This window comes from Streptomyces sp. NBC_00328 (assembly GCF_036139655.1).
Classification (GTDB): Bacteria; Actinomycetota; Actinomycetes; order Streptomycetales; family Streptomycetaceae; genus Streptomyces.
The window spans coordinates 4,287,828-4,312,676 of record NZ_CP108013.1 but is presented as its reverse complement, the minus strand read 5'-3'; the positions used below and the strand labels follow the sequence as shown (position 1 = coordinate 4,312,676).

General features: G+C 71.0%; 22 protein-coding genes. 15 read left to right on the top strand and 7 right to left on the bottom strand.

Annotated elements, in window-relative coordinates:
• The first annotated feature begins 62 nt into the window (after nucleotides 1-62).
• Entirely contained in the window at nucleotides 63-1,238 is a 1,176-nt protein-coding gene (gene hutI / locus OG485_RS18780) for an imidazolonepropionase (RefSeq protein ID WP_328669490.1), read from the top strand.
• Nucleotides 1,239-1,328: 90 nt separating this feature from the next.
• On the opposite strand, the gene OG485_RS18775 is transcribed toward hutI, so the two are convergent.
• Together OG485_RS18775 and OG485_RS18770 are read right to left on the bottom strand one after the other, a co-directional pair.
• Entirely contained in the window at nucleotides 1,329-2,912 is a 1,584-nt protein-coding gene (locus OG485_RS18775) for an RICIN domain-containing protein (protein WP_328669489.1), read from the bottom strand.
• 373 nt (nucleotides 2,913-3,285) lie between these two features.
• Nucleotides 3,286-4,203 carry an RNA polymerase sigma factor SigF gene (locus OG485_RS18770; protein ID WP_328669488.1) on the bottom strand — a complete coding sequence of 306 codons (918 nt, stop codon included), beginning with the start codon at nucleotides 4,201-4,203 and terminating at the stop codon, nucleotides 3,286-3,288.
• 250 nt (nucleotides 4,204-4,453) lie between these two features.
• Between OG485_RS18770 and OG485_RS18765 the strand changes: the two genes are divergently transcribed.
• The 6 genes from OG485_RS18765 to OG485_RS18740 all read left to right on the top strand — a co-directional run bounded on the left by OG485_RS18765 (nucleotide 4,454) and on the right by OG485_RS18740 (nucleotide 10,184).
• A complete protein-coding gene (locus OG485_RS18765) occupies nucleotides 4,454-4,822 on the top strand; it encodes an STAS domain-containing protein (protein WP_328669487.1) in 369 nt (122 codons plus the stop codon).
• Between the two features lie 276 nt (nucleotides 4,823-5,098).
• Nucleotides 5,099-5,662 (top strand): ATP-binding protein, encoded by a 564-nt coding sequence (locus tag OG485_RS18760; RefSeq protein ID WP_328669486.1) that lies wholly within the window; start codon nucleotides 5,099-5,101, stop codon nucleotides 5,660-5,662.
• 336 nt (nucleotides 5,663-5,998) lie between these two features.
• Nucleotides 5,999-6,733, top strand: a complete 735-nt coding sequence (locus tag OG485_RS18755) for an LPXTG cell wall anchor domain-containing protein (protein WP_328669485.1) — start codon at nucleotides 5,999-6,001, stop codon at nucleotides 6,731-6,733.
• A gap of 30 nt (nucleotides 6,734-6,763) precedes the next feature.
• Nucleotides 6,764-7,741 carry a COG1470 family protein gene (locus OG485_RS18750; RefSeq protein ID WP_328669484.1) on the top strand — a complete coding sequence of 326 codons (978 nt, stop codon included), beginning with the start codon at nucleotides 6,764-6,766 and terminating at the stop codon, nucleotides 7,739-7,741.
• 5 nt (nucleotides 7,742-7,746) lie between these two features.
• A complete protein-coding gene (locus OG485_RS18745; RefSeq protein WP_328674545.1) occupies nucleotides 7,747-8,841 on the top strand; it encodes a hypothetical protein in 1,095 nt (364 codons plus the stop codon).
• A 62-nt stretch (nucleotides 8,842-8,903) separates the two neighbouring features.
• Nucleotides 8,904-10,184 (top strand): hypothetical protein, encoded by a 1,281-nt coding sequence (locus OG485_RS18740; RefSeq protein WP_328674543.1) that lies wholly within the window; start codon nucleotides 8,904-8,906, stop codon nucleotides 10,182-10,184.
• 136 nt (nucleotides 10,185-10,320) lie between these two features.
• On the opposite strand, the gene OG485_RS18735 is transcribed toward OG485_RS18740, so the two are convergent.
• Entirely contained in the window at nucleotides 10,321-11,826 is a 1,506-nt protein-coding gene (locus OG485_RS18735; RefSeq protein WP_328669483.1) for a peptide MFS transporter, read from the bottom strand.
• 525 nt (nucleotides 11,827-12,351) lie between these two features.
• On the opposite strand from OG485_RS18735, the gene OG485_RS18730 reads away from it, so the two are divergent.
• Complete coding sequence (locus OG485_RS18730; RefSeq protein ID WP_018566970.1) at nucleotides 12,352-13,029, top strand: response regulator transcription factor; 678 nt, start codon at nucleotides 12,352-12,354, stop codon at nucleotides 13,027-13,029.
• Between the two features lie 357 nt (nucleotides 13,030-13,386).
• On the top strand, nucleotides 13,387-14,670 hold the full coding sequence (locus tag OG485_RS18725) for an ATP-binding protein (protein WP_328451726.1): 1,284 nt from the start codon (nucleotides 13,387-13,389) through the stop codon (nucleotides 14,668-14,670).
• Nucleotides 14,671-14,785: 115 nt separating this feature from the next.
• On the opposite strand, the gene OG485_RS18720 is transcribed toward OG485_RS18725, so the two are convergent.
• On the bottom strand, nucleotides 14,786-15,331 hold the full coding sequence (locus OG485_RS18720; RefSeq protein ID WP_328669482.1) for a GtrA family protein: 546 nt from the start codon (nucleotides 15,329-15,331) through the stop codon (nucleotides 14,786-14,788).
• Between the two features lie 208 nt (nucleotides 15,332-15,539).
• Between OG485_RS18720 and OG485_RS18715 the strand changes: the two genes are divergently transcribed.
• Genes OG485_RS18715 through OG485_RS18705 form a run of 3 tightly spaced genes read left to right on the top strand, consistent with a single transcriptional unit; the run spans nucleotide 15,540 to nucleotide 18,438 of the window.
• Nucleotides 15,540-16,700, top strand: coding sequence for a 5-(carboxyamino)imidazole ribonucleotide synthase (locus OG485_RS18715; protein WP_326787361.1), 1,161 nt, complete (start codon nucleotides 15,540-15,542; stop codon nucleotides 16,698-16,700).
• A complete protein-coding gene (gene purE, locus OG485_RS18710) occupies nucleotides 16,697-17,221 on the top strand; it encodes a 5-(carboxyamino)imidazole ribonucleotide mutase (protein ID WP_151471261.1) in 525 nt (174 codons plus the stop codon). The genes OG485_RS18715 and purE overlap by 4 nt, the downstream gene beginning before the upstream one ends.
• A 5-nt stretch (nucleotides 17,222-17,226) precedes the next feature.
• The gene (locus tag OG485_RS18705; RefSeq protein WP_443048724.1) at nucleotides 17,227-18,438 is read left to right on the top strand and encodes a dipeptidase; all 1,212 of its coding nucleotides are present in this window, start codon (nucleotides 17,227-17,229) and stop codon (nucleotides 18,436-18,438) included.
• A 193-nt stretch (nucleotides 18,439-18,631) separates the two neighbouring features.
• On the opposite strand, the gene OG485_RS18700 is transcribed toward OG485_RS18705, so the two are convergent.
• Nucleotides 18,632-18,991 carry a VOC family protein gene (locus tag OG485_RS18700; RefSeq protein WP_328669481.1) on the bottom strand — a complete coding sequence of 120 codons (360 nt, stop codon included), beginning with the start codon at nucleotides 18,989-18,991 and terminating at the stop codon, nucleotides 18,632-18,634.
• A 104-nt stretch (nucleotides 18,992-19,095) separates the two neighbouring features.
• Between OG485_RS18700 and OG485_RS18695 the strand changes: the two genes are divergently transcribed.
• Entirely contained in the window at nucleotides 19,096-19,755 is a 660-nt protein-coding gene (locus OG485_RS18695; protein ID WP_328669480.1) for a CGNR zinc finger domain-containing protein, read from the top strand.
• A gap of 333 nt (nucleotides 19,756-20,088) precedes the next feature.
• On the opposite strand, the gene OG485_RS18690 is transcribed toward OG485_RS18695, so the two are convergent.
• Nucleotides 20,089-21,432: a UDP-glucose dehydrogenase family protein gene (locus OG485_RS18690; RefSeq protein WP_328669479.1), complete on the bottom strand. Its 1,344-nt coding sequence runs from the start codon at nucleotides 21,430-21,432 to the stop codon at nucleotides 20,089-20,091.
• A 191-nt stretch (nucleotides 21,433-21,623) separates the two neighbouring features.
• On the opposite strand from OG485_RS18690, the gene OG485_RS18685 reads away from it, so the two are divergent.
• Complete coding sequence (locus tag OG485_RS18685) at nucleotides 21,624-22,781, top strand: acyl-CoA dehydrogenase (protein WP_328669478.1); 1,158 nt, start codon at nucleotides 21,624-21,626, stop codon at nucleotides 22,779-22,781.
• Between the two features lie 200 nt (nucleotides 22,782-22,981).
• On the opposite strand, the gene OG485_RS18680 is transcribed toward OG485_RS18685, so the two are convergent.
• A complete protein-coding gene (locus OG485_RS18680; protein ID WP_328669477.1) occupies nucleotides 22,982-24,142 on the bottom strand; it encodes a tyrosine-type recombinase/integrase in 1,161 nt (386 codons plus the stop codon).
• A gap of 148 nt (nucleotides 24,143-24,290) precedes the next feature.
• Between OG485_RS18680 and OG485_RS18675 the strand changes: the two genes are divergently transcribed.
• Nucleotides 24,291-24,842 (top strand): hypothetical protein, encoded by a 552-nt coding sequence (locus OG485_RS18675; RefSeq protein WP_328669476.1) that lies wholly within the window; start codon nucleotides 24,291-24,293, stop codon nucleotides 24,840-24,842.
• Nucleotides 24,843-24,849: the final 7 nt, after the last annotated feature.

Sequence of the window (24,849 nt, the reverse complement as noted above, 5' to 3'; positions counted from 1 at the left end):
GGGCGGGAGAACCCGCCCTCCCGACGCCCCCCACCAGCAGTCCCGCCACCCCTGAGGACGCCATGAGCAGCACGACCGTCATCACCGACATCGCCAGTCTGGTCACCAACGATCCCTCCCTGGGCGACGGTTCCCCTCTCGGTCTGATCCAGGACGCGGCCGTCGTCATCGACGGCGACCGCGTCGCGTGGACCGGTGAATCAAGCAAAGCACCCGCCGCTGACAACCGGGTCGACGCCGGCGGCCGCGCGGTGATCCCGGGCTTCGTCGACTCCCACTCGCACCTGGTCTTCGCCGGCGACCGCACCCAGGAGTTCAACGCCCGCATGTCCGGCAGGGCGTACAGCGCCGGCGGCATCCGCACCACCGTCGCCGCCACCCGCGCCGCCTCCGACGAGGAACTGGAGCGCAACCTCACGCGGTACCTGCGCGAAGCCCTCCGCCAGGGCACCACGACCTTCGAGACCAAGTCGGGCTACGGCCTGACCGTCCGGGACGAGGCCCGCGCGCTGCGCATCGCCGCCTCGCACACCGACGAGGTCACCTACCTGGGCGCGCACATCGTCTCGCCGGACTACGCCGACGACCCGGCCGGCTACGTCGCCCTGGTGACCGGCGAGATGCTCGACGCCTGCGCCCCGTACGCCCGCTGGGTGGACGTCTTCTGCGAGAAGGGCGCCTTCGACGGCGACCAGGCGCGGGCGATCCTCACGGCGGGCAAGGCGAAGGGCCTGCACCCGCGCGTGCACGCCAACCAGCTCTCGTACGGCCCCGGTGTCCAGCTCGCCGTCGAGCTGGACGCGGCGAGCGCCGACCACTGCACCCACCTGACCGACGCGGACGTCGACGCCCTGGCGAGCGGCGACACCGTGGCGACGCTGCTCCCCGGCGCGGAGTTCTCCACCCGCGCCGAGTGGCCGGACGCCCGCAGGCTGATCGACGCGGGTGTCACGGTCGCGCTGTCCACCGACTGCAACCCGGGTTCGTCCTTCACGTCGTCCGTGCCCTTCTGCATCGCGCTCGCGGTACGGGACATGCGGATGACCCCGGACGAGGCCGTGTGGTCGGCGACCGCGGGAGGCGCGAAGGCCCTGCGCCGGGACGACGTGGGCCGGATCGCGCCGGGCGCGTACGCGGACCTCACCCTGCTGGACGCCCCCAGCCACGTCCACCTCGCCTACCGCCCGGGCGTTCCGCTGGTCACCGGCGTCTGGCGGCGCGGCGTCCGCGAGGTCTGAGCGCGCCGGCGGAGGCGGGCCGAGGCCGGCCTGCCTACGCGGACCGAGACGGTGCCGGGACCGAGACGGTGCCGGGACGAAGGGGCACCGTCAGGTGGTGCCCGCGCGCCAGCGCTGGCCCGTGCCCCCGTTCAGCGGCACCAGGGTCAGCCCGCCGTCGCCGTCCGGTGTCAGCGCCGTCTCGATGGCCACGGCCGGGCGGATCACACCGTCACCGTCGACGGTGAAGTGGAGGTTGTCGCCGTGGTCGCCGTCGAGCGAGGAGCACTCCCAGATGCCCACGCCCTTGTCGACCGAGCCGCGGCTGTCCAGGCAGAAGCCGTCGTCGGCGGCCGACCGGAGGGAACCGCTGCCGGTGTCGACGCGCCAGCGCTGGGTGGAGGAGGAGGTGCAGGGCGCGGTGACGACGTCCGTGCGCTTCTCCAGGTCGCCGTCGCGGATGTCCAGGCACAGCCCGGAGGCGACGTTCACCACCTGGGCGTAGGAGCCGCCCGGCGGGCGGAAGACGGCGGTCGGGGCCGGCTTCGGGCTCGGTGACCTCGGCGGCGCCGAGGTGCGGGACGGGGAGGGCGACGCGGACGTCGCGGACGGCGACGGCGAGGCCGAGGCGGTGGGGGCCGACGGGGTGACCGGGACCGTCGCCGTGATGGTCACCGCGGGCGGGCCCGAGGGCGTGGCGACCGAGCCCGCCGCGTCCGCGGACGGCGTGCCGCCCGAGGACAGCAGCAGGAAGAGGACCGGCGCCAGGGCCACGCCGAGCGCCGCCGCCGAGGTCAGGACGACCCGGCGGGACGGCGGCCGGGACAGCACCGACGTCCGCGGGGCGGCGGGAGGCCCGGGCGGGGCGGCCCCCGCCGCCGGCTCGTCGTTCGTGACGTACGCCGTACCCGCCCACGGCAGCAGGCCCTCGGCCAGGGCGGAGCGCGGATGGTCGCGCAGGACGGTCAGTTCCTCGTACGCGGCCGAGCAGTGCGCGCAGCGCGCCATGTGGGTGTGCAGGTCGGTGCTGGAGCGGGGGTTGTCGGGCCGCACCGACTCCTCGATCAGCCGGCGGAAGTCTCCGCAGCGCGGATCGTCCGAGGCGGCCAGCCGGTACTTCAGACAGGCCTGGCCCAGGGACTGGAGTGCCTGGGTGGTGCCGTACGTGACGTCCTCGGCCGTGAGGCCGAGCAGGACCGCCGTCCGTTCCGCCGGTTCGCGCTCCACGACCGCGTACCAGATGAGCCCCTGGGCGCGGGACGGGAGGGACTGGAAGGCCGGGAGCAGCGACGGGACGGGGCCGCCGGGGCCCGCCGTGCTGAGGACGAGGAGCAGGCCGGGGTCGAGGCCCGCTGCCCGCTGGTCCCGGGCCCACGAGGCGGCCGCCACCTGCCCGGTGAGCAGCAGGAGCCGGTGCCGCCAGGGGACGTTCGGGTCGATGCCGCGTGCCGTCTCGCGGGCCGCGAGGGTGAAGGTCTGCGCGGCGAGCTGGCCCGCCCCGGAGTCGCCGGTGGTGCACAGCCGGGCGTAGGCGAGGACCGATGCGCGGTGGCGTGCGCGGAGTTCCTGGAGGGCCGCGTACGCGGTCGAGGTCCCGGCGCGCAGCAGCTCGGTCAGCCGTGCGTCGGACGCGTCCGCGGGCAGTCCGTCGCTCCCGGCCGCGGTGTCTTTGCCGGGCGGGTCGCCCTGCGCCATGTTCGTCCGCCTCCCCGCACCTGGTGCGTGCTCGTCCCGTCCTGACGTACCGGCCAGTTTGGGATGCCCATAGTGACGGGATCGGCCCTCTGGGAAAAGAGTTGTCGAACAACGATTCCGTGGGAGCGCTCTCAACCTCCCCGCGCGACAGGCAAGTTGTCTGTGCTGCGCAGATGTTCCCTCTTCCCGGGTTCGGGGCTAGCGCTCCGACGGAGACCGGGCCGGAGTGCCGCGGGGAGGCCGGGCGGCCGGCGGGCCGGGCGGACAGTGGGGAGGCAGGGTGGCCGGGTGGGCTGCTGGAAAGACGGAGCGGTCCGGCGCTCTCGGCGCCGGACCGCTCCGATGCGCGGCCGCCGTGGGCCGCGAAGTCCTGTCACTCCTCGACGGTCAGACCCTTGCGGAGTCGCACGAGGGTGCGCGACAGCAGCCGGGAGACATGCATCTGGGAGATGCCGAGTTCGTCGCCGATCTCGGACTGGGTCATGTTCGCCACGAACCGCAGGGAGAGGATCTGCCGGTCGCGCTGCGGGAGTTCCGCGATCAGCGGCTTGAGGGACTCCACGTACTCGATGCCCTCGAGTCCGTTGTCCTCGTAGCCGATGCGGTCCGCGAGCGCGCCCTCGGAGTCGTCCTCCTCGGGCTGGGCGTCCAGCGAACTGGCCGTGTAGGCGTTCGACGCGGCCATGCCCTCGACGACCTCGTCGCGGCTGATGCCGAGCCGTTCCGCGAGCTCGTCCACGGTCGGCGCGCGGTCGAGGCGCTGGGCCAGTTCGTCGCCGGCCTTGGCCAGGTCGAGCCGGAGTTCCTGGAGCCTGCGGGGTACCCGCACCGACCAGGAGGTGTCGCGGAAGAAGCGCTTGATCTCGCCGATGATCGTCGGCATCGCGAAGGTGGGGAACTCGACGCCGCGGCTCAGCTCGAACCGGTCGATCGCCTTGATGAGGCCGATGGTGCCGACCTGGATGATGTCCTCCATCGGCTCGCTGCGGGAGCGGAAGCGGGAGGCGGCGAACTTCACCAGCGCGAGGTTGAGTTCGACGAGTGTGTTGCGGACGTACGCGTAGTCGTGCGTGCCCTCTTCGAGGGACTCCAGCCGTGCGAAGAGCGTCTTGGACAGAGCCCGTGCGTCCACCGGCCCCACCTCGTCGTACGGGGGGATCTCCGGAAGTCCGGTGAGTCCGGTGAGTGCGTCGACTCCGTCGGTTCCGGTTCCGTCGACGTGCTCCGGGGATTCCGGAGAAGGTGTCGACGTCGCCGTCAGGTTCTGCGATGCGTCGAGCCGGGGTGACATGTGTCCTCCATCGTTCTCGGCATATGGCCGCCGATGCCGATACGTGCACTGCGGTGTGCGGCGCCTCCAAAGCCGGCCGGGGTCGGATAGGTGTCTCTACTAGCCCTACCCGGTTTGCCGAACTCATCGCAAGTGTCATATGCGGCGAAATGTCCATTTTCATGGGGTTGTTCGGGTGTCGGGTGACGTGGAGAAGGCGTAGTGTTCGAGTGCGTACGTCAGTAGTCGCGACACTCGGGAGAGAGACGGCATGGACCGTGGGACGGTCGGCAGCGCTCAGTCTGGCCGGCTTCTTGTCGAGGTGCGGGAAGAGGGCACGAGTGCCGTCGTGACTCCCGCGGGTGAGCTCGATCACCACACGGCCGATCTGTTGCGTGAGCCACTCGAAGAGTGCCTCGAAAAGGGGTACGCGCGACTGGTCATCGACTGCTCCCGGCTGGAGTTCTGTGACTCCACCGGGCTCAACGTGCTGCTCGGCGCCCGGTTGAAGGCCGAGGCCGCGGGCGGCGGGGTCCATCTGGCCGCGATGCAGCCGGTGGTGGCGCGGGTCTTCGAGATCACGGGGGCGGAGGCCGTCTTCACCGTCCACGACACGCTCGAAGCGGCGCTGTCCGGCTGAGCCGCGGGGTCCTCTGCCATGGCGCCGTCCCCGTCCCGGATGTCCCTGCGTGATCGGCGCGTTACTCGCGTCACAGGTTCCGTGCCGAATAAGTGGGTGTTCGGACGGTTCCGTCGGGCAGGAGACATCCAGGATGCGTCGGCGGTCCAGGGGCCGGCGGCCGGTGCGGCGCAATTTGTTGATCCACAAGCGGTGAAAGCCGTTGATCCATCCGTACTGAGTACTGCGTACTGAGTCTTGAATCGTGAACCGGTGAATCGGTGAGGTGAAGCGCTGATGAGCACCACCCGGCCCTGCTCGCCGGGCGACCGCGGCCCGGAGTCGGGCGACGGCGGCGCTTCCGCGGTGTCCGCGGGGAGCGCGGCGCCCGTGGACGGCGCGACGTCCGTCGACAGCGCGTCCCCGGCCGCAGCGGCCCCCGCGCCCGTCGGGCGCCAGGCCCGCAGGCTGAGCCTCGAGGGCGAGAGCGGCGTCGTGCCGCTCGCCCGCGACTTCGCCCGGCAGGCGCTGTACGCGTGGGGCTGGCTGCCCGCGGCGAGCGCCGACCGGCGGGCGGCCGCCGAGGATGTCCTGCTGGTCGTCTCCGAGCTGGTCACGAACGCCTGCCTGCACGCCGAGGGCCCGGACGAACTCCGGATCTCCTGCGACAACAAGGTGCTGCGCATCGAGGTCTCCGACCGCGGGGCGGGCCAGCCCGCCCCGCGCACCCCGCACCGCGCCGGGCGCCCCGGCGGCCACGGCATGTTCATCGTGCAGCGGCTCTGCCTGGACTGGGGCGTCGTACGGACGCCCGGAGTCGCGGGCAAGACGGTATGGGCGGAACTGGGCGCCCCCGCGTAGCCCGTCCGTCCGGCCCCGCGTCCGGGTGGCGGCCTGGTGCATCGGCCCGCCCGCCCGCTTCCGGTGGCCTGGTTCATCCACCCGGCCGCCCGTGTGCGGTGGCCCGGTGCACCGGGCCGGCGCTCGTCATCGGCCCGGTCCGGCCCGGCAGTGAACCGCCCGCCGGTTTCCGGTTCTTGGTCACCCGCGGTTCGAACCCCTCTTCGTGCGGCACCCGATGCGCGCCGGATCCCCACGGATCCGGCGCGCACTTTGTCTTCCCTCCACAAGTCACCGGGCGTACCTTGACGGCCGATCTGATGTTCCGTCAGGAAATCGCCAAGGATGCCGTCAGGAATGAGGGGCAGGCCCGTGTCGTACCGGACGTACCAGAAACGAACCGCCGCGCTCGCGTTCGCCGCGGCCCTGGCCGGCTCGGCGGTGCTGACGGCCGCCCCCGCAGCCCAGGCCGCCGTGGTGGACGTCAACTACCAGTGCAAGACGCCGATCGGCGACAAGAGCGCCGTCTCGCCCATCGACATCAAGAGCGTCAAGAGCGGCAGCGCCTACAAGCTCACCATGTCCTGGCAGAAGGGCGTCTCCTCCAGCCCGGTCGAACTCGGCAAGGGCGCGATGACGCCGAGCGCCGTCATCAAGGTGGGCGGCGCGGACAGCGGCACGGTGGCGGTCAGCGGCGCGGCCAACGCGGCCGCCATCCCCGCCAACACCCCCATCAAGATCAATGACTTGAGCGGAACCTACACGCCGAAGAAGTCCGGCAAGGTCACCTTCACCGCGGGCGTCCTCACCATCAAGGCCCTCGGCACCACGACCACCTGCACGCCCTCGAACAACCCGGGGCCCTCGCTGACCCTCGACGTCACGGCGGCCGGCGGTTCGGGCTCCTCGACCTCGGGCTCCTCCGGCTCCGGTTCCAGCGGGTCCCAGAGCTCCGGCTCCGGCGACTCCCTCCCGCAGACCGGCCCCGAGGACTCCGTGATCGCTCTCGGCACCCTCGGCGGAACGGTCCTGCTCGCCGGCGCGGCAGGCGCGCTGTGGCTGACGCGCAGGCATCAGGCGGTACGCCGCTGACCGCCCCGCACCACGACCTGGAGCCGCCGCATGCCGTACGCACTCCCCGCCGCCCACGTGCTGGGCCTGACCCTGGTGCTGCTGAGCGCGGCACCGACGGCCCTGGCCGCCGAGGGCTGGTCCGTCGTCCCGGCCGCGGGCGGCACGGCCGGCGGACGGCCCTCCGTCTACGCGGAGGGCGCGCCCGGCACGGTCCTTCAGGACGCGGTGTCCGTGCTCAACCCGGGTGCGCGTCCCCTCACCGTCCGGCTGCGCGGCGCCGACGCGGACAACACCGCCGACGGAGGCTTCACCGTCCGCGAACGGCCGGCAGACGCGGGCGCGTGGATCGCCTTCGCCGGACACGCGGACGGCCGCAGGACCGCGGTGCGGGAGCTGTCCGTACGGGTGCCGGCGCGCACCCGTGCCGACGTGCCGTTCACCATCGCCGTCCCGGCCGGGGCGGCGCCCGGTGACCGTCCCGGCGCGATCGTCGCGAGCGGCGGCGGCCGCACCTCGGCGGTCCGGGTCCAGCTCCGGGTGGCGGGACCGGCGTTGTCGGCGCTGACCGTCGAGCACGTCAGGGTGGGCGGCGGACGGATCTCCTACGAGCTGGTCAACCGCGGCACCACGGTCCTCGCCCCGCGGCTCGCCGTGCACGCCGACGGGGTCTTCGGCACCCTGCTCGACCGGGGCCCGCGCGCCCTGCCCGTCGAGCTCCTGCCCGGCCGCCGCGTCACGCTCCACGAGCCGTGGACCGGCCCGCCCTCGCTCGACGCGGCGGACGTGCGGCTGACGGTGACGGCGGCGGGCGGTGTGCGCTCGACGGCCACCGCTTCGGTGCGGTTCGTGCCGTGGGGGCCGGTGGCCGGGGCGGGAGCCGCCCTGGTGGCGCTGCTGGGTGCCTTGTGCGCCGTACGGCAGCGCAGGCGGGCCGGGGTGCGCGGGCGTCCCGGGCGCCGGGCGCGGGACGGCGGGGCCGGTGAACAGGGCGGCACGGAGGTCGAGTCGACGGGGGCGGTGTCGTGAGGGTCCTGGGCGGCAGGGTACGGACGGCGGTCCTGGGGGCGGTGCTGGCGCTCGTCCTGGTCCCGTCGGCGCTGCCGGCGTCGGCCGCCGGGAAGCCGGGCGTCACGCTGTCCAAGTCCGAGGCGGGAAGCGGTGGTTCGATCACCGTCACCGGCAGCGGATGGCGGCCCGGGACGCTGCTGATGATGCTCATCTGCGGGCAGTCCGTGCCCGCGCGCGGGGTGATCGGCGGCACCAACTCCTGTGCCAACGCGGACGGACGGGCCGTCACCACCGACGCCAAGGGCGGCTTCAGCAAGAAGCTGCCGGTCGCCGAACCGCCCAAGCCCTGCCCCTGCGTGGTGCATGTCGCCACCGTCACCGGGGAGAAGGCCGAGGCCGACGCCATCTTCATGGTGGCCGGCCACGCGGTCGAGCCGCTGCCTAAGGAGGAGGGCGGCGGCCGGATCGCGGTACTGACCGACCCCCGGCTCGACGGTTCGAGCGGTCTGCTGACCTGGTTCGGCTCGCCTCCCTCGCGCACCCTCGTCCTCACCGTCGGCAACGTCGGCACCGGCCCCGTGAAGGACCCGGTCCTCCAGGTCGGCACCTCCCACGGGGTGTTCGCCCCGCAGTGGGAGGAACAGCAGTGGCGCGGCACCATCGCGCCCGGCCGCAAGGCGCAGATCAGACTCCCGGTCGAACTGCCGGCCGGGGCTCACGGCGACTACACGGTCTCGCTGAGGTACGGCGGGAAGGTGCTCGCCGAGCAGCCCTGGGGCGTGGGCCGACCCTGGGGAGTCACCGTCTTCTGGATCCTGCTCTGCGTGGTCGTCCCGGCCGCGGTGTTCCGTGCCGGCATGGCGGTGGTGGACCGGGTGCGCCCCCGCAGGCCGGCCGGGCGGGCGGGCCGGCACCGGGGGCTGAGGCCGGCCGAGCTCACCCTGCGCATGCCCTGGGTGAACGCCGCCCCCCGGACACCGGCGGACGACTCGGCCTCCCCGGTTCCGGCCCTGCCCTGGTTCACCGCGGACAACGATCCGGGGACCGGGGTGAACGGTCAGCTCTCCGCACCGCAAGAGAACGGTCCGACGACGCAGACGAGGAAGGGGCACACGTGAGCAGGCAACGGAGAGTGGTGCCGGCCCAAGGCCGCAGAGCGGGCGCGGCCGGGGTCGCGCTGATGCTCGGCGGTGCGGGCATCCTGCTGGGGGTGGCCGCCGTTCCCGCGCAGGCCGCCGAGGTGTCGTACAGGACGGAGTGCATTCCGCCCGCGATCTCCGGGCTGCCCGCCGTGCAGGGCACCACGAAGGCGGAGATCACCGCGCCCGCCGAGGCGAAGGTGGGCGACGAGGTCACCATCACCTGGAAGTTCACCCAGGCCGCCTCGAAGAACCCCGACGTCCTCGACCTCGACAAGGACACCGTCAAACCCACCGGCACGCTGAAGGCGGGCGGCGCGCAGACGGCGGACATCGCGATGGAGGGGCCGCGCACGAACCCCGCGATCCCCAAGAACAGTGACATGAAGCTGTCCGACATGACGGGCAGGCTGAAGCTGACGGCGGCGGGCGATGTCACGCTCACCCCGGACGCGTACAACATCAATGTCAGCAAGCCGATCTCCACCGACACCAAGTGCACGCCCAAGGAGGCGGTGAGCCCCTCGGTGACCATCAAGGTGACGAGCGGTGGCGGTTCGGGCGGCACGCCGACCCCGACCCCGACTCCCACCCCCACGCCGACTCCGACCTCGACGTCGCCGAGTGGTTCGGCCACCCCGTCGCCGAGCGGCAGCGGGACCGACGGGGGCGCCGACACCGGCGGTTCAGGCGGGCAGACCGACTTCACGGGCAAGGAGGTCTCCGTCCCCTACGCGTGCAAGACGCCCATCGGAGACAAGAACGCCACCTCGGCCGTCCAGATCGACGCCAAGAAGAACGGCGGGAGTTTCGGCCTCACCGTGCAGTTCAAGGCGTCGGTGATGGACAGCCCGGCGGACATCCCCGCGGACTCGGTGAAGCCGTCGATGGAGGTGGTCCTGGGCGGCGCCGACAAGGGCACGGTGCATGTGGAGGGTCCGACGAACTCCGCGCCCATCAAGTCCGGCGACCCGATCGAGATCCCCGATCTGACGGGCACCTACAAGCCGGGCGCGACCGGTAGTTCGACCCTGTCCCCGGGCGTGCTGACGGTTATGGCCCTGGGCACGACGACGACCTGCACCCCGACCAAGTCCGAGGTCTCCCTGACCCTGGACACCTCGGAGCAGGCGAGCGGCGCCTCGGGCGGCGGGTCCTCCTCGTCCGGCTCCGGTTCCGCCGGCACGTCGGCCGGCGGCGGCCTGGCGGAGACGGGCTCCGACAGCCACAGCGCCCTCAAGGCGCTCGGACTGGTGGCGGGCACGGTCGTCCTGCTGGGCGGCGCGGTCTTCACCTTCATGCCGGGGCGCCGGACACGATGACCGGCACCGGCACCCGCCGGCCCTGACCGTGGCACTCGCCCCGGTCCCCGCCCCGGCCGCCGGCCGGCCGCGGAAACGGCGAGGGGCCGCCGCACCGAACGGTGCGGCGGCCCCTCGCCGTTTCGTGGGACCGACGTCAGTGGACGTCGCCCATGAGCTGCTTGACCTTCTTGCGGTACATCCACACCGCGACACCGGCGAGCACGGCGAGGACGGCCTCCAGTGCCACGAAGCCCTTCGTGTCGAGGTTGACCCCGCCCACGGCCGGGTTGGACAGCAGGGCCGTGACCGAGTCACCCGCGGTGACCGCGAGGAACCACACGCCCATCATCTGGGAGGCGTACTTGGCAGGCGCCATCTTGGTGGTGACCGACAGGCCCACCGGAGACAGTGTCAGTTCACCGATCGTCTGGACGAAGTAGATCGCGACGATCCACATCGCCGCGGCCTTGTGGCCGTCGCCGGCGATCGACAGCGGGACGAGGAAGAGGAAGAACGACGCACCGATCAGGATGAGACCGGCAGCGAACTTCACGGCCGTGCTCGGCTCCTTGCCACGCCGGTTCAGCCACAGCCACAGCCAGGCGAAGACCGGGGCCGCCGCCATGATCATGACCGGGTTGACCGACTGGTACCAGGAAACCGGGAACTCCCAGCCGAAGACGCTGTTGTCGGCCGACGAGTCGGCGAAGATCGACAGGGTCGTGGCACCCTGGTCGTAGATCATCCAGAAGACGGCCGCAGCCACGAAGAACCAGATGTACGCGGACATCCGCGACCGCTCGGTGGAGTCCAGCCTGCGGTCCCGCTTGATGCGGGCGATGACCACGATCGGAACGATCAAGCCGATGATGGTGAGCGGGATCATGGCCCAGTTGAGCGTGAAGTGGCCGGTGAAGCCGACGACCCCGTAGAAGACCGCGGCAGCGGCCAGCCAGGTCAGGCCCTTGCGCAGGGTGGCGGACTTCTCCGCGGCGGACATCGGCGTCGGTACGACGCTGCTGCGCTCGCTCAGGTGGCGGCTGCCGAGCAGGTACTGGATCAGGCCCAGCGCCATGCCGAATGCGGCCAGCGCGAAGCCGAGGTGCCAGTTGACCTTCTCGCCGACGGTGCCGATGATCAGCGGTGCGGCGAAGGCGCCCGTGTTGATACCGACGTAGAACACGGTGAAGCCACCGTCGCGGCGGGGGTCGTTCGGGCCGTCGTAGAGGTGGCCGACCATCGTCGAGATGTTGGCCTTCAGCAGACCCGAGCCGAGGGCCACCAGGGCGAGACCGACGTAGAAGATGCCGGACACCGGCACGGCCAGGGTGATGTGGCCGAGCATGATGATCAGACCCGCGAGGGCGACCGTCTTGCGGGGGCCGAGCACGCGGTCCGCGAACCAGCCGCCGGGAAGGGCGAGCAGGTACACGAGCGACACGTACACCGATGCGATGGTGATCGCGGTCGCGGCGCTGAGGTGGAGACCGTTGTCTGCCACCAGGTACAGCGGGAGCAGGGCCTTCATGCCGTAGTAGGAGAAACGCTCCCACATCTCGGTCATGAAGAGAGTGGCCAGTCCGCGGGGGTGGCCGAAGAAGGTCTTCTCGGAGCCGGAGATTCCCGGAGTCGCCGAGTCCTTCGTCAGGCTGGACGCCATTTCGATCCTTGCTGGTCGGGACGCGCTGTTGGGGGGTCCCCCGCTCACGGGGAAACCGAGAGCTCGGGGGAATTGCGCGCCCATGGGGGGCGGCCGGCACCGGCGGGACACGGCGTCCGTCCCCACGCCCACGGGGAGTCCGCTCCGGAAGTACCGGAGCGGTGGACGGCGACCACCGGGATCCACGCCCGTCACGCGTCAGCGTGTCCGGGCCCGGCCACAGGTCTTTCCTTCGAGGCTGGCTGTCACCAGCCCGCACACAGAAGAGACCTTCAGCATCAAGTTCGAGCCAAAGGTCCCGATGTGGTGCAACAGGCGTTCGGTCACCTTACGACATCACAATGCCCCATATGGAAGGACTTGAGATATGGATCACAGGCGATCATGGAACCATGGGCGACCTTTCGAAGGTGTCAGCCAGGATCGCATCCCACACCCACAGGTAAGAAACACCCGGACGGAGGGTGTGAATCACGGACGCGGATCACTGCCCGGGCGTACTCCACGGCGGACTACCATCACCCCATGACCCGTGTACTGCTCGCCGAGGACGACGCGTCCATCTCGGAGCCGCTGGCCCGTGCCCTGCGCCGGGAGGGTTACGAGGTCGAAGTCCGCGAGGACGGCCCCACCGCGCTCGACGCCGGAATGCAGGGCGGTGTCGACCTGGTCGTCCTGGACCTCGGACTGCCCGGCATGGACGGCCTGGAAGTCGCCCGCCGGCTGCGCGCCGAGGGCCACACCGTGCCCATCCTCATCCTGACCGCGCGCGCCGACGAGGTGGACACCGTCGTGGGCCTCGACGCGGGCGCCGACGACTACGTCACCAAGCCGTTCCGGCTCGCGGAACTCCTCGCCCGGGTACGGGCGCTGCTCCGGCGCGGCGCCGCCGAACCCCAGCAGCCGCCCGCCACCCACGGCGTACGCATCGACGTCGAGTCGCACCGCGCCTGGATGGGCGACGAGGAACTCCAGCTCACGGCGAAGGAGTTCGACCTCCTGCGCGTCCTCGTCCGGGACGCCGGCCGCGTCGTCACCCGCGACCAGCTCATGCGCGAGGTCTGGGACACCACGTGGTGGTCCTCCACCAAGACCCTCGACATGCACATCTCCTGGCTGCGCAAGAAGCTCGGCGACGACGCCGCGAACCCCCGCTACATCGCGACGGTACGAGGCGTCGGCTTCCGCTTCGAGAAGAGCTGAGTCCTCACGGGAGACTCCCGAAAGGGGCCGGGTCCCGAAAGGGGCCGAGGCCCGGCCGGTCCGGTCGGCGACGGAAGACCCGCGCTCCCGGACCGGTGACGCGTCCGGCGACGGAACCCGCGCTCCCGGACCGGTGACGCGTCCGGCGACGGAACCCGCGCTCCCGGACCGGTGACGCGTCCGGCGACGGAACCCGCGCTCCCGGACCGGTGACGCGTCCGGCGACGGAACCCGCGCTCCCGGACCGGTGACGCGTCCGGCGACGGGAAAGCCGCGCTGGCGGACCGGTGACGTGCTCGGGCCGGAGCGGCGAACGTGCACACTGGTCCCGGTACAGCCATCTGCCCGGAGGGCCCCGTGCGTCGCCGTCTGATCCAGTCCACCCTCGCCGTCGTCCTCGTGGTGATCGCCGTCTTCGGTGTCTCCCTCGTCATCGTCGAGACCCGCACGATCAGCAACAGCGCCCAGGAGCGCGTGGACTCCGAGGCGCTGCGCCTGGCCAGCATCGTGGACAGCCGCATCGTCGGCGACGAGAACATCACCGGCACGACGTTCAAGAACCAGGTCACCGACCGGCGCTACGCCGTGATCAGGATTCCGGGCCGCGATCCCATCGAGGTCGGCAAGCAGCCCACCGGCGACGTCATCCAGTACACCGCCAAGGGTGAGTCGGGTGAGACCGTCACCGTCCAGGAGCCCCGCTCCTCGGTGACCAAGGAGGTCGGCCGCACGCTCCTGGTCATCGGAGCCGTCGCCCTCCTCGCGATCATCGCCGCCGTCCTGCTCGCCGTACGCCAGGCCAACCGCCTCGCCTCCCCCCTCACCGACCTCGCCGAGACGGCGGAACGGCTGGGTTCGGGCGACCCCCGCCCGCGTCACAAGCGCTACGGCGTTCCCGAGCTCGACCGGGTCGCCGACGTGCTGGACGGCAGCGCCGAGCGCATCGGCCGCATGCTCACCGCCGAGCGCCGCCTCGCCGCCGACGCCTCCCACCAGCTCCGGACACCGCTGACGGCGCTGTCCATGCGTCTGGAGGAGATCACCCTCACCGACGATCCCGACACGGTGAAGGAGGAGGCGACGATCGCGCTGACGCAGGTGGAGCGCCTCACAGACGTGGTCGAGCGCCTGCTCACCAACGCCCGCGACCCGCGTACCGGCTCCGCCGTCTCCTTCGACCTCGACGAGGTCATCAAGCAGCAGCTGGAGGAATGGCGCCCGGCCTACCGCAGCGGCGGCCGGGCGATCGTCAGCTCCGGCAAGCGCCATCTCCAGGCGGTGGGCACGCCGGGCGCGGTCGCCCAGGTCCTCGCGGCACTGATCGAGAACTCCCTCATGCACGGCGGCGGCACCGTCGCGCTGCGTACCCGCGTGACCGGCAACCAGGCCGTCATCGAGGTCACCGACGAGGGCCCCGGTGTCCCCACCGACCTCGGCGCCCGCATCTTCGAGCGCACCATCAGCGGCCGCAACTCCACCGGCATCGGTCTCGCCGTCGCCCGCGACCTCGCGGAGGCCGACGGGGGCCGTCTGGAGATGCTCCAGGCCCAGCCGCCGGTCTTCGGCCTGTTCCTGTCCCGCACCCCGCACAAGCGCCCGCCCCGGCTCGCCGAGGACGACGACGAGCGCACGGTCAGGTAGGGACGACGGGCCCACGGTCGGGCAGGGAGAGGGCCGGGCAGACGCGAACGCACCGGTCGGGCGGGAAACGCGCGGTCTCGGGCGGGAGCGGACCGTCACGCGGGATGCGGACCGCTCAGTTCGCGCGGGCCCGCGGACGGCGCGTCTCGGGCTCGGGCTCCTCGTCCAGGAACGATTCGGCGCTGGCCACCGCCTCGCGGGCCGGAAGCGCCCGGAACACCCAGGTGCGGTAGGACCAGAAGCGGAAGAGCGTCGCGACGCCGATGCCGAGGAACTTGAAGACGTTGCTCTGCAGCGGGGTGTCCCAGCCGAAGCCGTACGTCGCCGCGTACAGCACACCGTTCTCGATGACCAGGCCCACCACGCTGAACAGCAGGAACAGCGTCAGCTCCTTGGTGCGCCCGCCCTTGTCGCGGTCCCGGTAGGTGAAGTAGCGGAATCCGACGTAGTTGAAGACGATGGACACGACCGTGGCGATGACACTGGCCCGCACGACCTGCAGGCCCGTGAGATGGCGTACGAGGTTGAACACGAGCAGGTTGACGAGCAGCCCCGCACCGCCCACCGCGCCGAACTTGGCGACCTCACGGAAGAGCAGGTCGAAGCGGCGCCGAACCGCGCTGCGAGGCCCGGCTTGAGGCCCCGATGTAGCACTGTCCATGGTGTCGCCAGCCCCCGTCGGTGGGTCTTGTCTGTGCCGCGCCGGTGAACGCGCGATGGAATACGCCAACCAGCCCATGCTAACCAGCGCCCCCGCGCGGTGCCTGTGCATGTGCTCACAGGTAAGAAAAGACCCGGTCACCGGAAGGGAAAATCGGGCGAATCGGCGCGGAAACCGGCCACTGTGGCGCGGCCGATACTCTTGGAGCGTGACGTTCCCGGTAGTCGGCATGGTCGGCGGGGGGCAGCTCGCTCGTATGACACACGAGGCGGGCATCCCGCTCGGCATCAAGTTCAAGCTCCTCAGTGACACTCCGCAGGAGTCCGCGGCGCAGGTCGTCGGCGAGGTCGTCGTCGGCGACTACCGCGACCTCGACACGCTGCGTGACTTCGCGCGGGGCTGTGACGTGATCACCTTCGATCACGAGCACGTCCCCACCGAGCACCTGCGGGCCCTGGAGGCGGACGGCATCCCCGTCCGGCCGGGCCCCGACGCGCTCGTGCACGCCCAGGACAAGGGCGTGATGCGCGCGAAGCTCGACGCGATCGGTGTGCCGTGCCCACGGCACCGCATCGTGACCGATGTCGCGGACGTGGCCGCGTTCGCGGCGGAAGGCCTCGCCGAAGGGCAGGAGGGCGACGGCTTCCCGGTCATCCTGAAGACCGTCCGCGGCGGCTACGACGGCAAGGGCGTCTGGTTCGTCCGCTCCCTGGAGGAGGCCGCCGACCCGTTCCGCGCGGGCGTTCCCGTCCTCGCAGAGGAGAAGGTCGACTTCGCCCGCGAGCTCGCCGCGAACGTCGTCCGCTCCCCGCACGGCCAGGCCGTCGCGTACCCCGTAGTCGAGTCCCAGCAGGTCGGCGGCGTCTGCGACACCGTCATCGCCCCGGCGCCCGGCATCGCCGAGGAGCTGGCCCTGGAGGCCCAGGAACTCGCGCTGCGCATCGCCAAGGAACTCGGTGTCGTCGGGCACCTGGCCGTCGAGCTCTTCGAGACCCGCGACGGACGCATCCTCGTCAACGAACTGGCCATGCGCCCGCACAACTCGGGCCACTGGACCCAGGACGGCGCGGTCACCTCCCAGTTCGCCAACCACGTCCGCGCGGTCCTCGACCTCCCGCTCGGCGACCCGCGCCCGCGCGCCCGGTGGACGGTCATGGCGAACGTCCTCGGCGGCGACTACCCCGACATGTACTCCGCGTACCTGCACTGCATGGCCCGCGACCCGCAGCTGAAGATCCACATGTACGGCAAGGACGTGAAGCCCGGCCGTAAGGTCGGCCACGTCAACACCTACGGCGACGACCTGGACGACGTGCTGGAGCGCGCCCGTCACGCTGCCGGCTACCTGAGAGGGACCATCACCGAATGAGCCCGGTTGTAGGCATCGTCATGGGTTCGGACTCCGACTGGCCGGTCATGGAGGCCGCGGCCCAGGCGCTGGACGAGTTCGAGATCCCCTACGAGGTGGATGTCGTCTCCGCGCACCGCATGCCCCACGAGATGATCGCGTACGGCGAGCAGGCCGCCGAGCGCGGGCTCAAGGCGATCATCGCGGGCGCGGGCGGCGCCGCCCATCTGCCGGGGATGCTGGCGTCCGTCACCCCGCTGCCCGTCATCGGTGTGCCCGTCCCGCTCAAGTACCTCGACGGCATGGACTCGCTGCTCTCCATCGTGCAGATGCCGGCCGGCGTGCCGGTGGCGACGGTCTCCGTCGGCGGCGCCCGCAACGCGGGCCTGCTGGCCGCCCGGATGCTCGCCGCCCACGACGAGGAACTCCTCGGCCGGATGAGGGAGTTCCAGCAGGAACTGAACGACCAGGCCACCGAGAAGGGCAAGCGGCTGCGCGCCAAGGTCGAGGGCGCCGCCGGCGGCTTCGGCTTCGGGAAGTGACGCGGATGTCCTCCTCCACCCGAGCCCCCGAGTCCTCGCTGCCCTCGATCGACCGTGCCCGGGCCCTGCTCGACGAGTACCCGGTCGTCGACGGGCACAACGACCTGCCCTACGCCCTGCGCGAGCAGGTCCGCTACGACCTCGGCGCCCGTGACATCGCCGCCGACCAGAGCGCCCACCTGCACACGGACCTGGCCCGGCTGCGCGCGGGCGGCGTCGGCGCCCAGTACTGGTCGGTGTACGTCCGCTCGGACCTGCCCGGCGCCCTCACCGCCACGCTGGAACAGATCGACTGCGTACGGCAGCTGATCGACCGGTATCCGGCGGACCTGCGTGCCGCGCTGACCGCCGCGGACATGGAGTCGGCCCGCGCCGAGGGCCGTATCGCCTCCCTCATGGGCGCGGAGGGCGGTCACTCGATCGACAACTCCCTCGCCGCCCTGCGCGGGCTGTACGCGCTCGGCGTCCGCTACATGACGCTCACCCACAACGACAACATCGCCTGGGCGGACTCGGCGACGGACTCTCCCGTGGTGGGCGGTCTGTCCGCCTTCGGCCGTGAGGTCGTACGGGAGATGAACCGCGAGGGCATGCTCGTGGACCTGTCGCACGTGGCCGCGACGACCATGCGCGACGCGCTCGACACCTCCGTCGCGCCGGTGATCTTCTCCCACTCCTCGGCCCGCGCCGTGTGCGACCACCCGCGCAACATCCCGGACGACGTGCTGGAGCGGCTGCCCGCCAACGGGGGAGTCGCGATGGTGACGTTCGTGCCGAAGTTCGTCCTCCAGGAAGCGGTCGACTGGACGGCGGCCGCCGACGAGAACATGCGCGCCAACGGCTTCCACCATCTCGACACCACCGCCGAGGGCATGAAGGTCCACCGCGCCTTCGAGGAGGACAACCCGCGCCCGATCGCCACGGTCTCGACGGTCGCCGACCACCTCGACCACATGCGCGAGGTCGCCGGAATCGACCACGTCGGCATCGGCGGCGACTTCGACGGCACCGCGTTCACCCCGGCCGGGCTGGACGACGTCTCCGGCTATCCGAACCTGATCGCCGAGCTCATCGACCGCGGCTGGTCGTCCACCGACGTGACCAAGCTGACCTGGCAGAACGCCGTGCGCGTGCTGGGCGCGGCGGAGGACGTGTCCCGCGACCTCCGGTCCCGCCGGGCACCGTCGAACGCGACGCTGGAGCAGCTGGACGGCTGAGGGCCGGACCGCCGAGGGCCGGCCGAGCGCTGAGAGCCGAGGGCTCCCGGCAGCCGCCGGCCGGCTCGGTGACCGCCGGTCCCGGGCGGCCGAGGGCATGCCGCCCTCGGCTCACCGATCACTGAGCCAGGGGCATCGCCGGCAGCCCGCCTCCGCGAGGATCGCCGACCCGGCCGGCCGCCGTCGGACGTGTTCAGCAGGCGCAGAGGCAGAACGGGTGCCCGGCCGGGTCGGCGTACACCCGGAACGAACGCGCCCTGTCCTCGGTGTCCAGCGGCGTCGCGCCGAGCGCCAGCACGCCCTTCTCCGCCACGTCCAGGTCCTCGACGGCCAGGTCCAGATGGAACTGCTGCGAGCCGTCGGGCGAGGGCCAGCGCGGCGGTACGTACGCGGGTGACCCCTGGAACGCCAGCTTCCGTCCGCCGGGCACCTCCAGGTCGACCCAGTCGGTCTCCTCCGTGATGGTGCCGCCCAGCACCCCCGCGTAGAACTCGGCGAGCGCGAGCGGGTCGGGACAGTCCAGGACGACGACGTCCAGTTCGGCAAGAGCCATGACTTCCTCCGTGGGATCTCCAGCAGCACCGATGGGTTACCCGTGAACCTGCTCAAGAGGTAACGGTTACTCCATGCTCCCGCACAGGAGGTAACGTCGCAAGCATGAATGACCGAGCGTCCGCACCCGGCGGTCTGGCCCTGGTCCAGGCCCTGGTGAACACCCTGGACATCGAGTCGGGCGCCGACTCCCTGGACACGCCCGAGGGGCTGGCGCGCTTCGGCCTGGCGGCGGACGAGGCGGCGGGGGCCCGCGAGCTGCGCGAATCGCTGCGGGCGGTGTGTCTGGCGCACGCGGGGCATCCGGCACACCGGAAAGTGACCCCGCTCGGGGAGCTCCTCGCCCGCGCGCCCCTGGTGGTGACGCTGGACGAGGACGGAGGTGCCGCGCGCCTGGTGCCCGCCGCCGGGGGAACCCCGACCTCCCCGGTCCCCGGCCCGGACGCCCCGGCGCCCCTGGCCCACCGTGTCGCGGCCGCGATCGCCGAGTCGCTGATCGAGGGCACCTGGCCGCGGCTGAAGGCCTGTGAGGCCCCGACCTGCCATTGGGTGTACTTCGACCGCTCGCCCGCGGGCCGGGGCCGCTGGTGCTCGATGGCGGTGTGCGGGGCGCGCGCCAAGATGCGCCGCTACCGCGCCAGGCGGCCCGCGGCCGCCGCAGATCCTGCGGGCGGCGGAGCCGGGAGCCGGACGCAGTCCGGCGGTCTCCGGTCACCGCACAGCGAAGTGGTGCAGAATGCAACCGGCGCCGGTCCGGCCGACTGAGCCTCGGCCGGACCGGCGTCCCGCGCGAACCGGCGTCCCGCGCCCCGGCCCCGGATTCTTGCCCGGCACTGCCCGGCGTCCCGCGTCCTGGCCCCGGACCGGTGTCCTGCGTCTCGGTCCCGGGCCCTTGCCCGGCACTGCCCGGTGTCCTGCGCCCCGGCCCCGGCCTTTGCCCCGCCCGGCGCCCGGCCTCAGTCCTGTCCGCCGCCCGGACCGGGGGCCCGCCCGGCGTCCCGCCCGGAGCCCGGCGCCCGGACCTGGGGTCTGGGAGCCTGCCCGGAACCGGAACCGGAACCCGTGCCCCGACGAGCGGCGTCCGCCCTCGTCAGGGGCTCAGGCGGTGGGCCGCCCCATCGCCCGGTACGTCCAGCCGGCCCGGCGCCACGTCTCCGGGTCCAGCGCGTTCCGCCCGTCCAGCAGCACCCGGGCCGTCGCCGCCTCGCCCAGCACCGCCGGGTCCAGCTCGCGGAACTCGCGCCACTCCGTCAGGTGCAGCACGACATCGGCACCCCGTACGGCCTCCACGGCGGAGCCGGCGTACCCGAGCGTCGGGAACAGCCGCTTGGCGTTCTCCATGCCCTTCGGGTCGTACACGGTGACCTGGCCGCCCTGGAGGTGTATCTGCCCGGCGACGTTCAGCGCCGGGGAGTCGCGCACGTCGTCCGAGTCCGGCTTGAAGGTGGCGCCGAGCACGGCGACCCGCTTGCCGAGGAACGAACCGCCGCCGAGCGCGTCGCGGGCCATCTCCACCATCTGCCCACGGCGCCGCATGTTGATGGAGTCGATCTCGCGCAGGAAGGTCAGCGCCTGATCGGCGCCCAGCTCACCGGCGCGCGCCATGAAGGCGCGGATGTCCTTGGGCAGACAGCCGCCGCCGAAGCCGATCCCGGCCCGCAGGAACTTCTTCCCGATCCGCTCGTCGTGTCCTATCGCCTCGGCCAGCTTGGCGACATCGCCGCCGGCGGCCTCGCAGACCTCGGCCATCGCGTTGATGAAGGAGATCTTGGTGGCGAGGAAGGAGTTCGCGGACGTCTTCACCAGCTCGGCGGTGGGGAAGTCGGTCACGACGAACGGCGTGCCCTCGGCGACCGGCGTCACGTAGACCTCGCGCAGCAGCTTCTCGGAGCGCTCGCCGCGCACGCCCACCACGATCCGGTCGGGGTGCAGCGTGTCGTTCACGGCGAAGCCCTCGCGGAGGAACTCCGGGTTCCAGGCCAGCTCGGCGCTCTCGCCCGCGGGTGCGAGCTCGGCGAGCCGTGCGGCCAGCCGCTCCGCCGAGCCGACCGGCACGGTGGACTTGCCGACGACGAGGGCGGGACCGTGCAGATGCGGGGCCAGTGACTCGAAGGCCGCGTCGACGTACGACATGTCGCAGGCGTACTCGCCGTGCTTCTGGGGCGTGTTCACGCACACGAAGTGGACGTCGCCGAAGGCGCCGACCTCGGCCCAGTCCATGGTGAAGCGGAGCCGGCCCGTGGAGCCCTCGATCCCGGCCACGTGCTTGCGCAGCAGCTCCTCGAGACCGGGCTCGAACATCGGGACCTCGCCCCGCTGGAGCATCTCGATCTTCTCCGGCACCACGTCGAGCCCGAGGACCTCGAAGCCGAGCTCGGCCATGGCCGCGGCGTGGGTGGCGCCGAGGTAGCCGGTGCCGATCACGGTGATCTTGAGGGCCATGGATGCTCCTGAGGTGTGCGGCGCGTAGGTGCGCGCCTGAGCATAGTCGGGGCTTCGGGGAGCGCTTTCACCGGCGGTTTTACCCCTGTCGCCAAGGTCACGTATCCGTCTTGCGGGCACGCCCTTAAAATTTGTGTTACTTAACGGTAGTTAGCGCCGCCAGCACAGCACCTTTTGGAGCGTGAGAGACCTTGGCCGGATCGGCTGATTTCGACCTGTACCGCCCGTCGGAGGAGCACGACATGCTCCGGGACGCGATCCGCTCGCTGGCCGAGGCGAAAATCGCGCCGTACGCCGCCGCTGTGGACGAGGAAGCACGCTTCCCGCAGGAGGCACTGGACGCCCTGGTGGCCAACGACCTGCACGCCGTGCACGTCCCCGAGGAGTACGGCGGCGCGGGCGCCGACGCCCTCGCGACGGTCATCGTGATCGAGGAGGTGGCCCGCGTCTGCGTGTCCTCCTCCCTGATCCCCGCGGTGAACAAGCTGGGCTCGCTGCCGGTGATCCTCTCCGGCTCCGAGGAACTGAAGAAGAAGTACATGAGCCCGCTCGCCAAGGGCGACGGGATGTTCTCGTACTGCCTCTCCGAGCCGGACGCCGGTTCGGACGCGGCCGGCATGAAGACCAAGGCCGTCCGCGACGGAGACTTCTGGGTCCTCAACGGCGTCAAGCGCTGGATCACCAACGCGGGCGTCTCCGAGTACTACACGGTCATGGCGGTGACCGACCCGACGAAGCGCTCCAAGGGCATCAGCGCGTTCGTCGTCGAGAAGTCCGACGAGGGTGTCTCCTTCGGCGCCCCGGAGCGCAAGCTCGGCATCAAGGGCAGCCCGACCCGTGAGGTCTACCTCGACAACGTGCGCATTCCCGCCGACCGCATGATCGGCGAGGAGGGCACCGGCTTCGCGACCGCCATGAAGACCCTGGACCACACCCGCGTCACCATCGCGGCCCAGGCCCTCGGTGTCGCCCAGGGCGCCCTCGACTACGCCAAGGGCTACGTCAAGGAGCGCAAGCAGTTCGGCAAGCCGATCGCCGACTTCCAGGGCGTCCAGTTCATGCTCGCGGACATGGCCATGAAGATCGAGGCCGCCCGCCAGCTCACGTACGCGGCCGCCGCCAAGTCGGAGCGCGGCGACAAGGACCTCACCTTCCAGGGCGCCGCCGCCAAGTGCTTCGCCTCGGACGTCGCCATGGAGGTCACCACGGACGCCGTTCAGCTCCTCGGCGGCTACGGCTACACCCGCGACTACCCGGTCGAGCGCATGATGCGCGACGCGAAGATCACCCAGATTTATGAAGGCACGAATCAGGTCCAGCGGATCGTGATGGCCAGGAACCTTCCCTAGCAAGGTTTTTGCAGTTCAGAGCCACTTTGAGGCGTCGTGAGGGACGCTTTCGGCATGCTGCCCGTTCCGGGCCGATCAAGGCCGTTCCTGGGCGTCATGCTGGGGGAATCCTGGGTCACTGACGGCCCCGATTAGGGCTGCTGACCAGCACAAACACAACAGCCCCTGGCATCGCGCCAGGGGCTGTTGTCGTACGAGCATCAGGCGACGTCTGACGTCTCCGTGGGGTCGTCGGCGCCAGGCGTCAGCATGGTGGCGATGGCTGCTCGCCCGCGCTGCTCAGCCCCTTCGAAGATGTAGTGATAGTGCTCCCTGAGTACGTCCGTACTGCCGTGGCCCATCCAGTCGGCTACGTCGTTCTCCGGGACTCCGGCGTACAGGAGCCGGGACCCGTAGTAGTGACGGAGCGAGTGAGACTTGCTGTAGGACACCCCGCCCTTCTTCAGTGCCACCATCCAAATCTTTGAGTAGAAGTACGACGCGTACAGGTACCCGGTGCGCGTCACGTTGGGGAACAGGAGCCGTTCCGGACCCCACACGCCGTGGTTCTTGATGTGCCGCCGCAGCTCGAAGGCGACGTTGGGCGGCAGGGGAACGAGTCGCCCGGGCTCTTCCTCGTCCCGGGCCTTGATGTGCCGCCGCTGAAGCGCACTGTTCTTGCCTGACTCGGTTGCGCCGTCCTCGGTGATCTGGAAGTCCACGCGAAGCGTCTCGGCCTTGAAGTCGATCTGTTCCCGGGAGACGCCCATGGCCTCACCGAGCCGCAGCCCACACCCGGCCATGAGCCACACCATCGCCCGGTATCGGGGAGGGCAGCCGTCCAGCACGGCCAGGACTTCACGCGTCGTCAGACGGCTGGCCTTGCTCTTGTGTTCGCGGATCTCCTTGGCACGGCTCCCCGCGTGCCGGATCTTCTTGCACGGGTTGCGCCCGATGATCTCGTTGATCACGGCCCAGTCCATCATCCCGGAGAAGTACGAGAACCGCTGACGCCTGGTGCGCGTCGACAGCTTGCGATCCTGCTCCATCCACAACATCCACTGTTCGATGTCCGCGACCTTCAGGGACACGATGGAGCAGGCTTTGAAGAAGGGCTCAATGGTCGTGCCGAGGATGGATCGGTACTGCTTCTTCGTGCTGTTGGTCAGCTTGCGCTGACTCATCCACTGCTCCCAGACGGCCGTGACCGGCTGTTTGCCCAGACGGTCATCCAGGTACGTACCCGCGTCTAGCTCCTGCTTCTTCCGCTTCCGGTGGTCGTCCGCGCGCTTCTTGGTGTCGAAGCTCTTCTGCCGCTGCTTTCCGTCCGGGTCGTACCAGAACGCCGTCCACGTCTTCGGGGCGTCATTCGACCGCGTCACCCATGCCCTTGCCACAGGGTCCCCCTCCTGCTGATGACGCACGGACCGCCCGGCGCCGCGCCGGTCGCCCAGCGTGACCAAGTCTGCACACGCTCCACCCTGGGTTGTCAACACAGGGTGGAGCGCCCTGTGTGGTACGTTCGAAAGTGTGAGGGCAGACGAGAGCGGATTCGAGATCACGCAGGAGCAAGGCGCTTGGGTGATCCGCATGTGGTGGCCGACAGGGCCGGTCACCGGTGGCCCGCAGCGGATCACCGTGGAGGCGGCAGAGAACGCTGCCGTTCGGGACGTGGCGCGCGGCATCTCCACGACCGTTCTCCGGAGGCTGGACCTGGCGGCGGCCATGAAGCTTGCGAAGAGCGCGCCGGAGATGCAGGAGGGGTTGGCGGACGTGGCGTCCAAGGTCGAGCAAGCAGGGGAGGCAACAGGCTTGTTGCTGACCAGTGAAGGTGTCTCGGCGTCGTACCTGGCCATGCTGGCCGCGACGTACAAGAGCATGGCCGACATGGGGGCTCCTGCCCCTGTTCCGTGGTTGGCGCGGCTGATCGGTCGGCGCCCGGAGACGATAAAGGACCACCTCAAGCGGGCGAGGAGAGAGGGGTACTTGACCACAGTTGCGGGCAAGGCGGGCGGCGAGCTAACCGAGAAGGCCACTTCGATACTTGCCACCTGTGGTAATTCAGAAGACAGACGAGACTGATATTCGC

Excerpts from the sequence above, each read along its gene's own strand:
- OG485_RS18705 (WP_443048724.1), top strand. The coding sequence starts at position 17,227 with ATGTCCTCCTCCACCCGAGCCCCCGAGTCCTCGCTGCCCTCGATCGAC.
- OG485_RS18740 (WP_328674543.1), top strand. The coding sequence starts at position 8,904 with ATGCTCGGCGGTGCGGGCATCCTGCTGGGGGTGGCCGCCGTTCCCGCG.
- OG485_RS18765 (WP_328669487.1), top strand. The coding sequence starts at position 4,454 with ATGGACCGTGGGACGGTCGGCAGCGCTCAGTCTGGCCGGCTTCTTGTC.
- OG485_RS18755 (WP_328669485.1), top strand. The coding sequence starts at position 5,999 with ATGAGGGGCAGGCCCGTGTCGTACCGGACGTACCAGAAACGAACCGCC.
- OG485_RS18730 (WP_018566970.1), top strand. The coding sequence starts at position 12,352 with ATGACCCGTGTACTGCTCGCCGAGGACGACGCGTCCATCTCGGAGCCG.
- OG485_RS18735 (WP_328669483.1), bottom strand. The coding sequence starts at position 11,826 with ATGGCGTCCAGCCTGACGAAGGACTCGGCGACTCCGGGAATCTCCGGC.
- OG485_RS18700 (WP_328669481.1), bottom strand. The coding sequence starts at position 18,991 with ATGGCTCTTGCCGAACTGGACGTCGTCGTCCTGGACTGTCCCGACCCG.
- OG485_RS18695 (WP_328669480.1), top strand. The coding sequence starts at position 19,096 with ATGAATGACCGAGCGTCCGCACCCGGCGGTCTGGCCCTGGTCCAGGCC.
- OG485_RS18770 (WP_328669488.1), bottom strand. The coding sequence starts at position 4,203 with ATGTCACCCCGGCTCGACGCATCGCAGAACCTGACGGCGACGTCGACA.
- OG485_RS18720 (WP_328669482.1), bottom strand. The coding sequence starts at position 15,331 with ATGGACAGTGCTACATCGGGGCCTCAAGCCGGGCCTCGCAGCGCGGTT.
- OG485_RS18760 (WP_328669486.1), top strand. The coding sequence starts at position 5,099 with ATGAGCACCACCCGGCCCTGCTCGCCGGGCGACCGCGGCCCGGAGTCG.
- OG485_RS18750 (WP_328669484.1), top strand. The coding sequence starts at position 6,764 with ATGCCGTACGCACTCCCCGCCGCCCACGTGCTGGGCCTGACCCTGGTG.
- purE (WP_151471261.1), top strand. The coding sequence starts at position 16,697 with ATGAGCCCGGTTGTAGGCATCGTCATGGGTTCGGACTCCGACTGGCCG.
- hutI (WP_328669490.1), top strand. The coding sequence starts at position 63 with ATGAGCAGCACGACCGTCATCACCGACATCGCCAGTCTGGTCACCAAC.
- OG485_RS18690 (WP_328669479.1), bottom strand. The coding sequence starts at position 21,432 with ATGGCCCTCAAGATCACCGTGATCGGCACCGGCTACCTCGGCGCCACC.
- OG485_RS18775 (WP_328669489.1), bottom strand. The coding sequence starts at position 2,912 with ATGGCGCAGGGCGACCCGCCCGGCAAAGACACCGCGGCCGGGAGCGAC.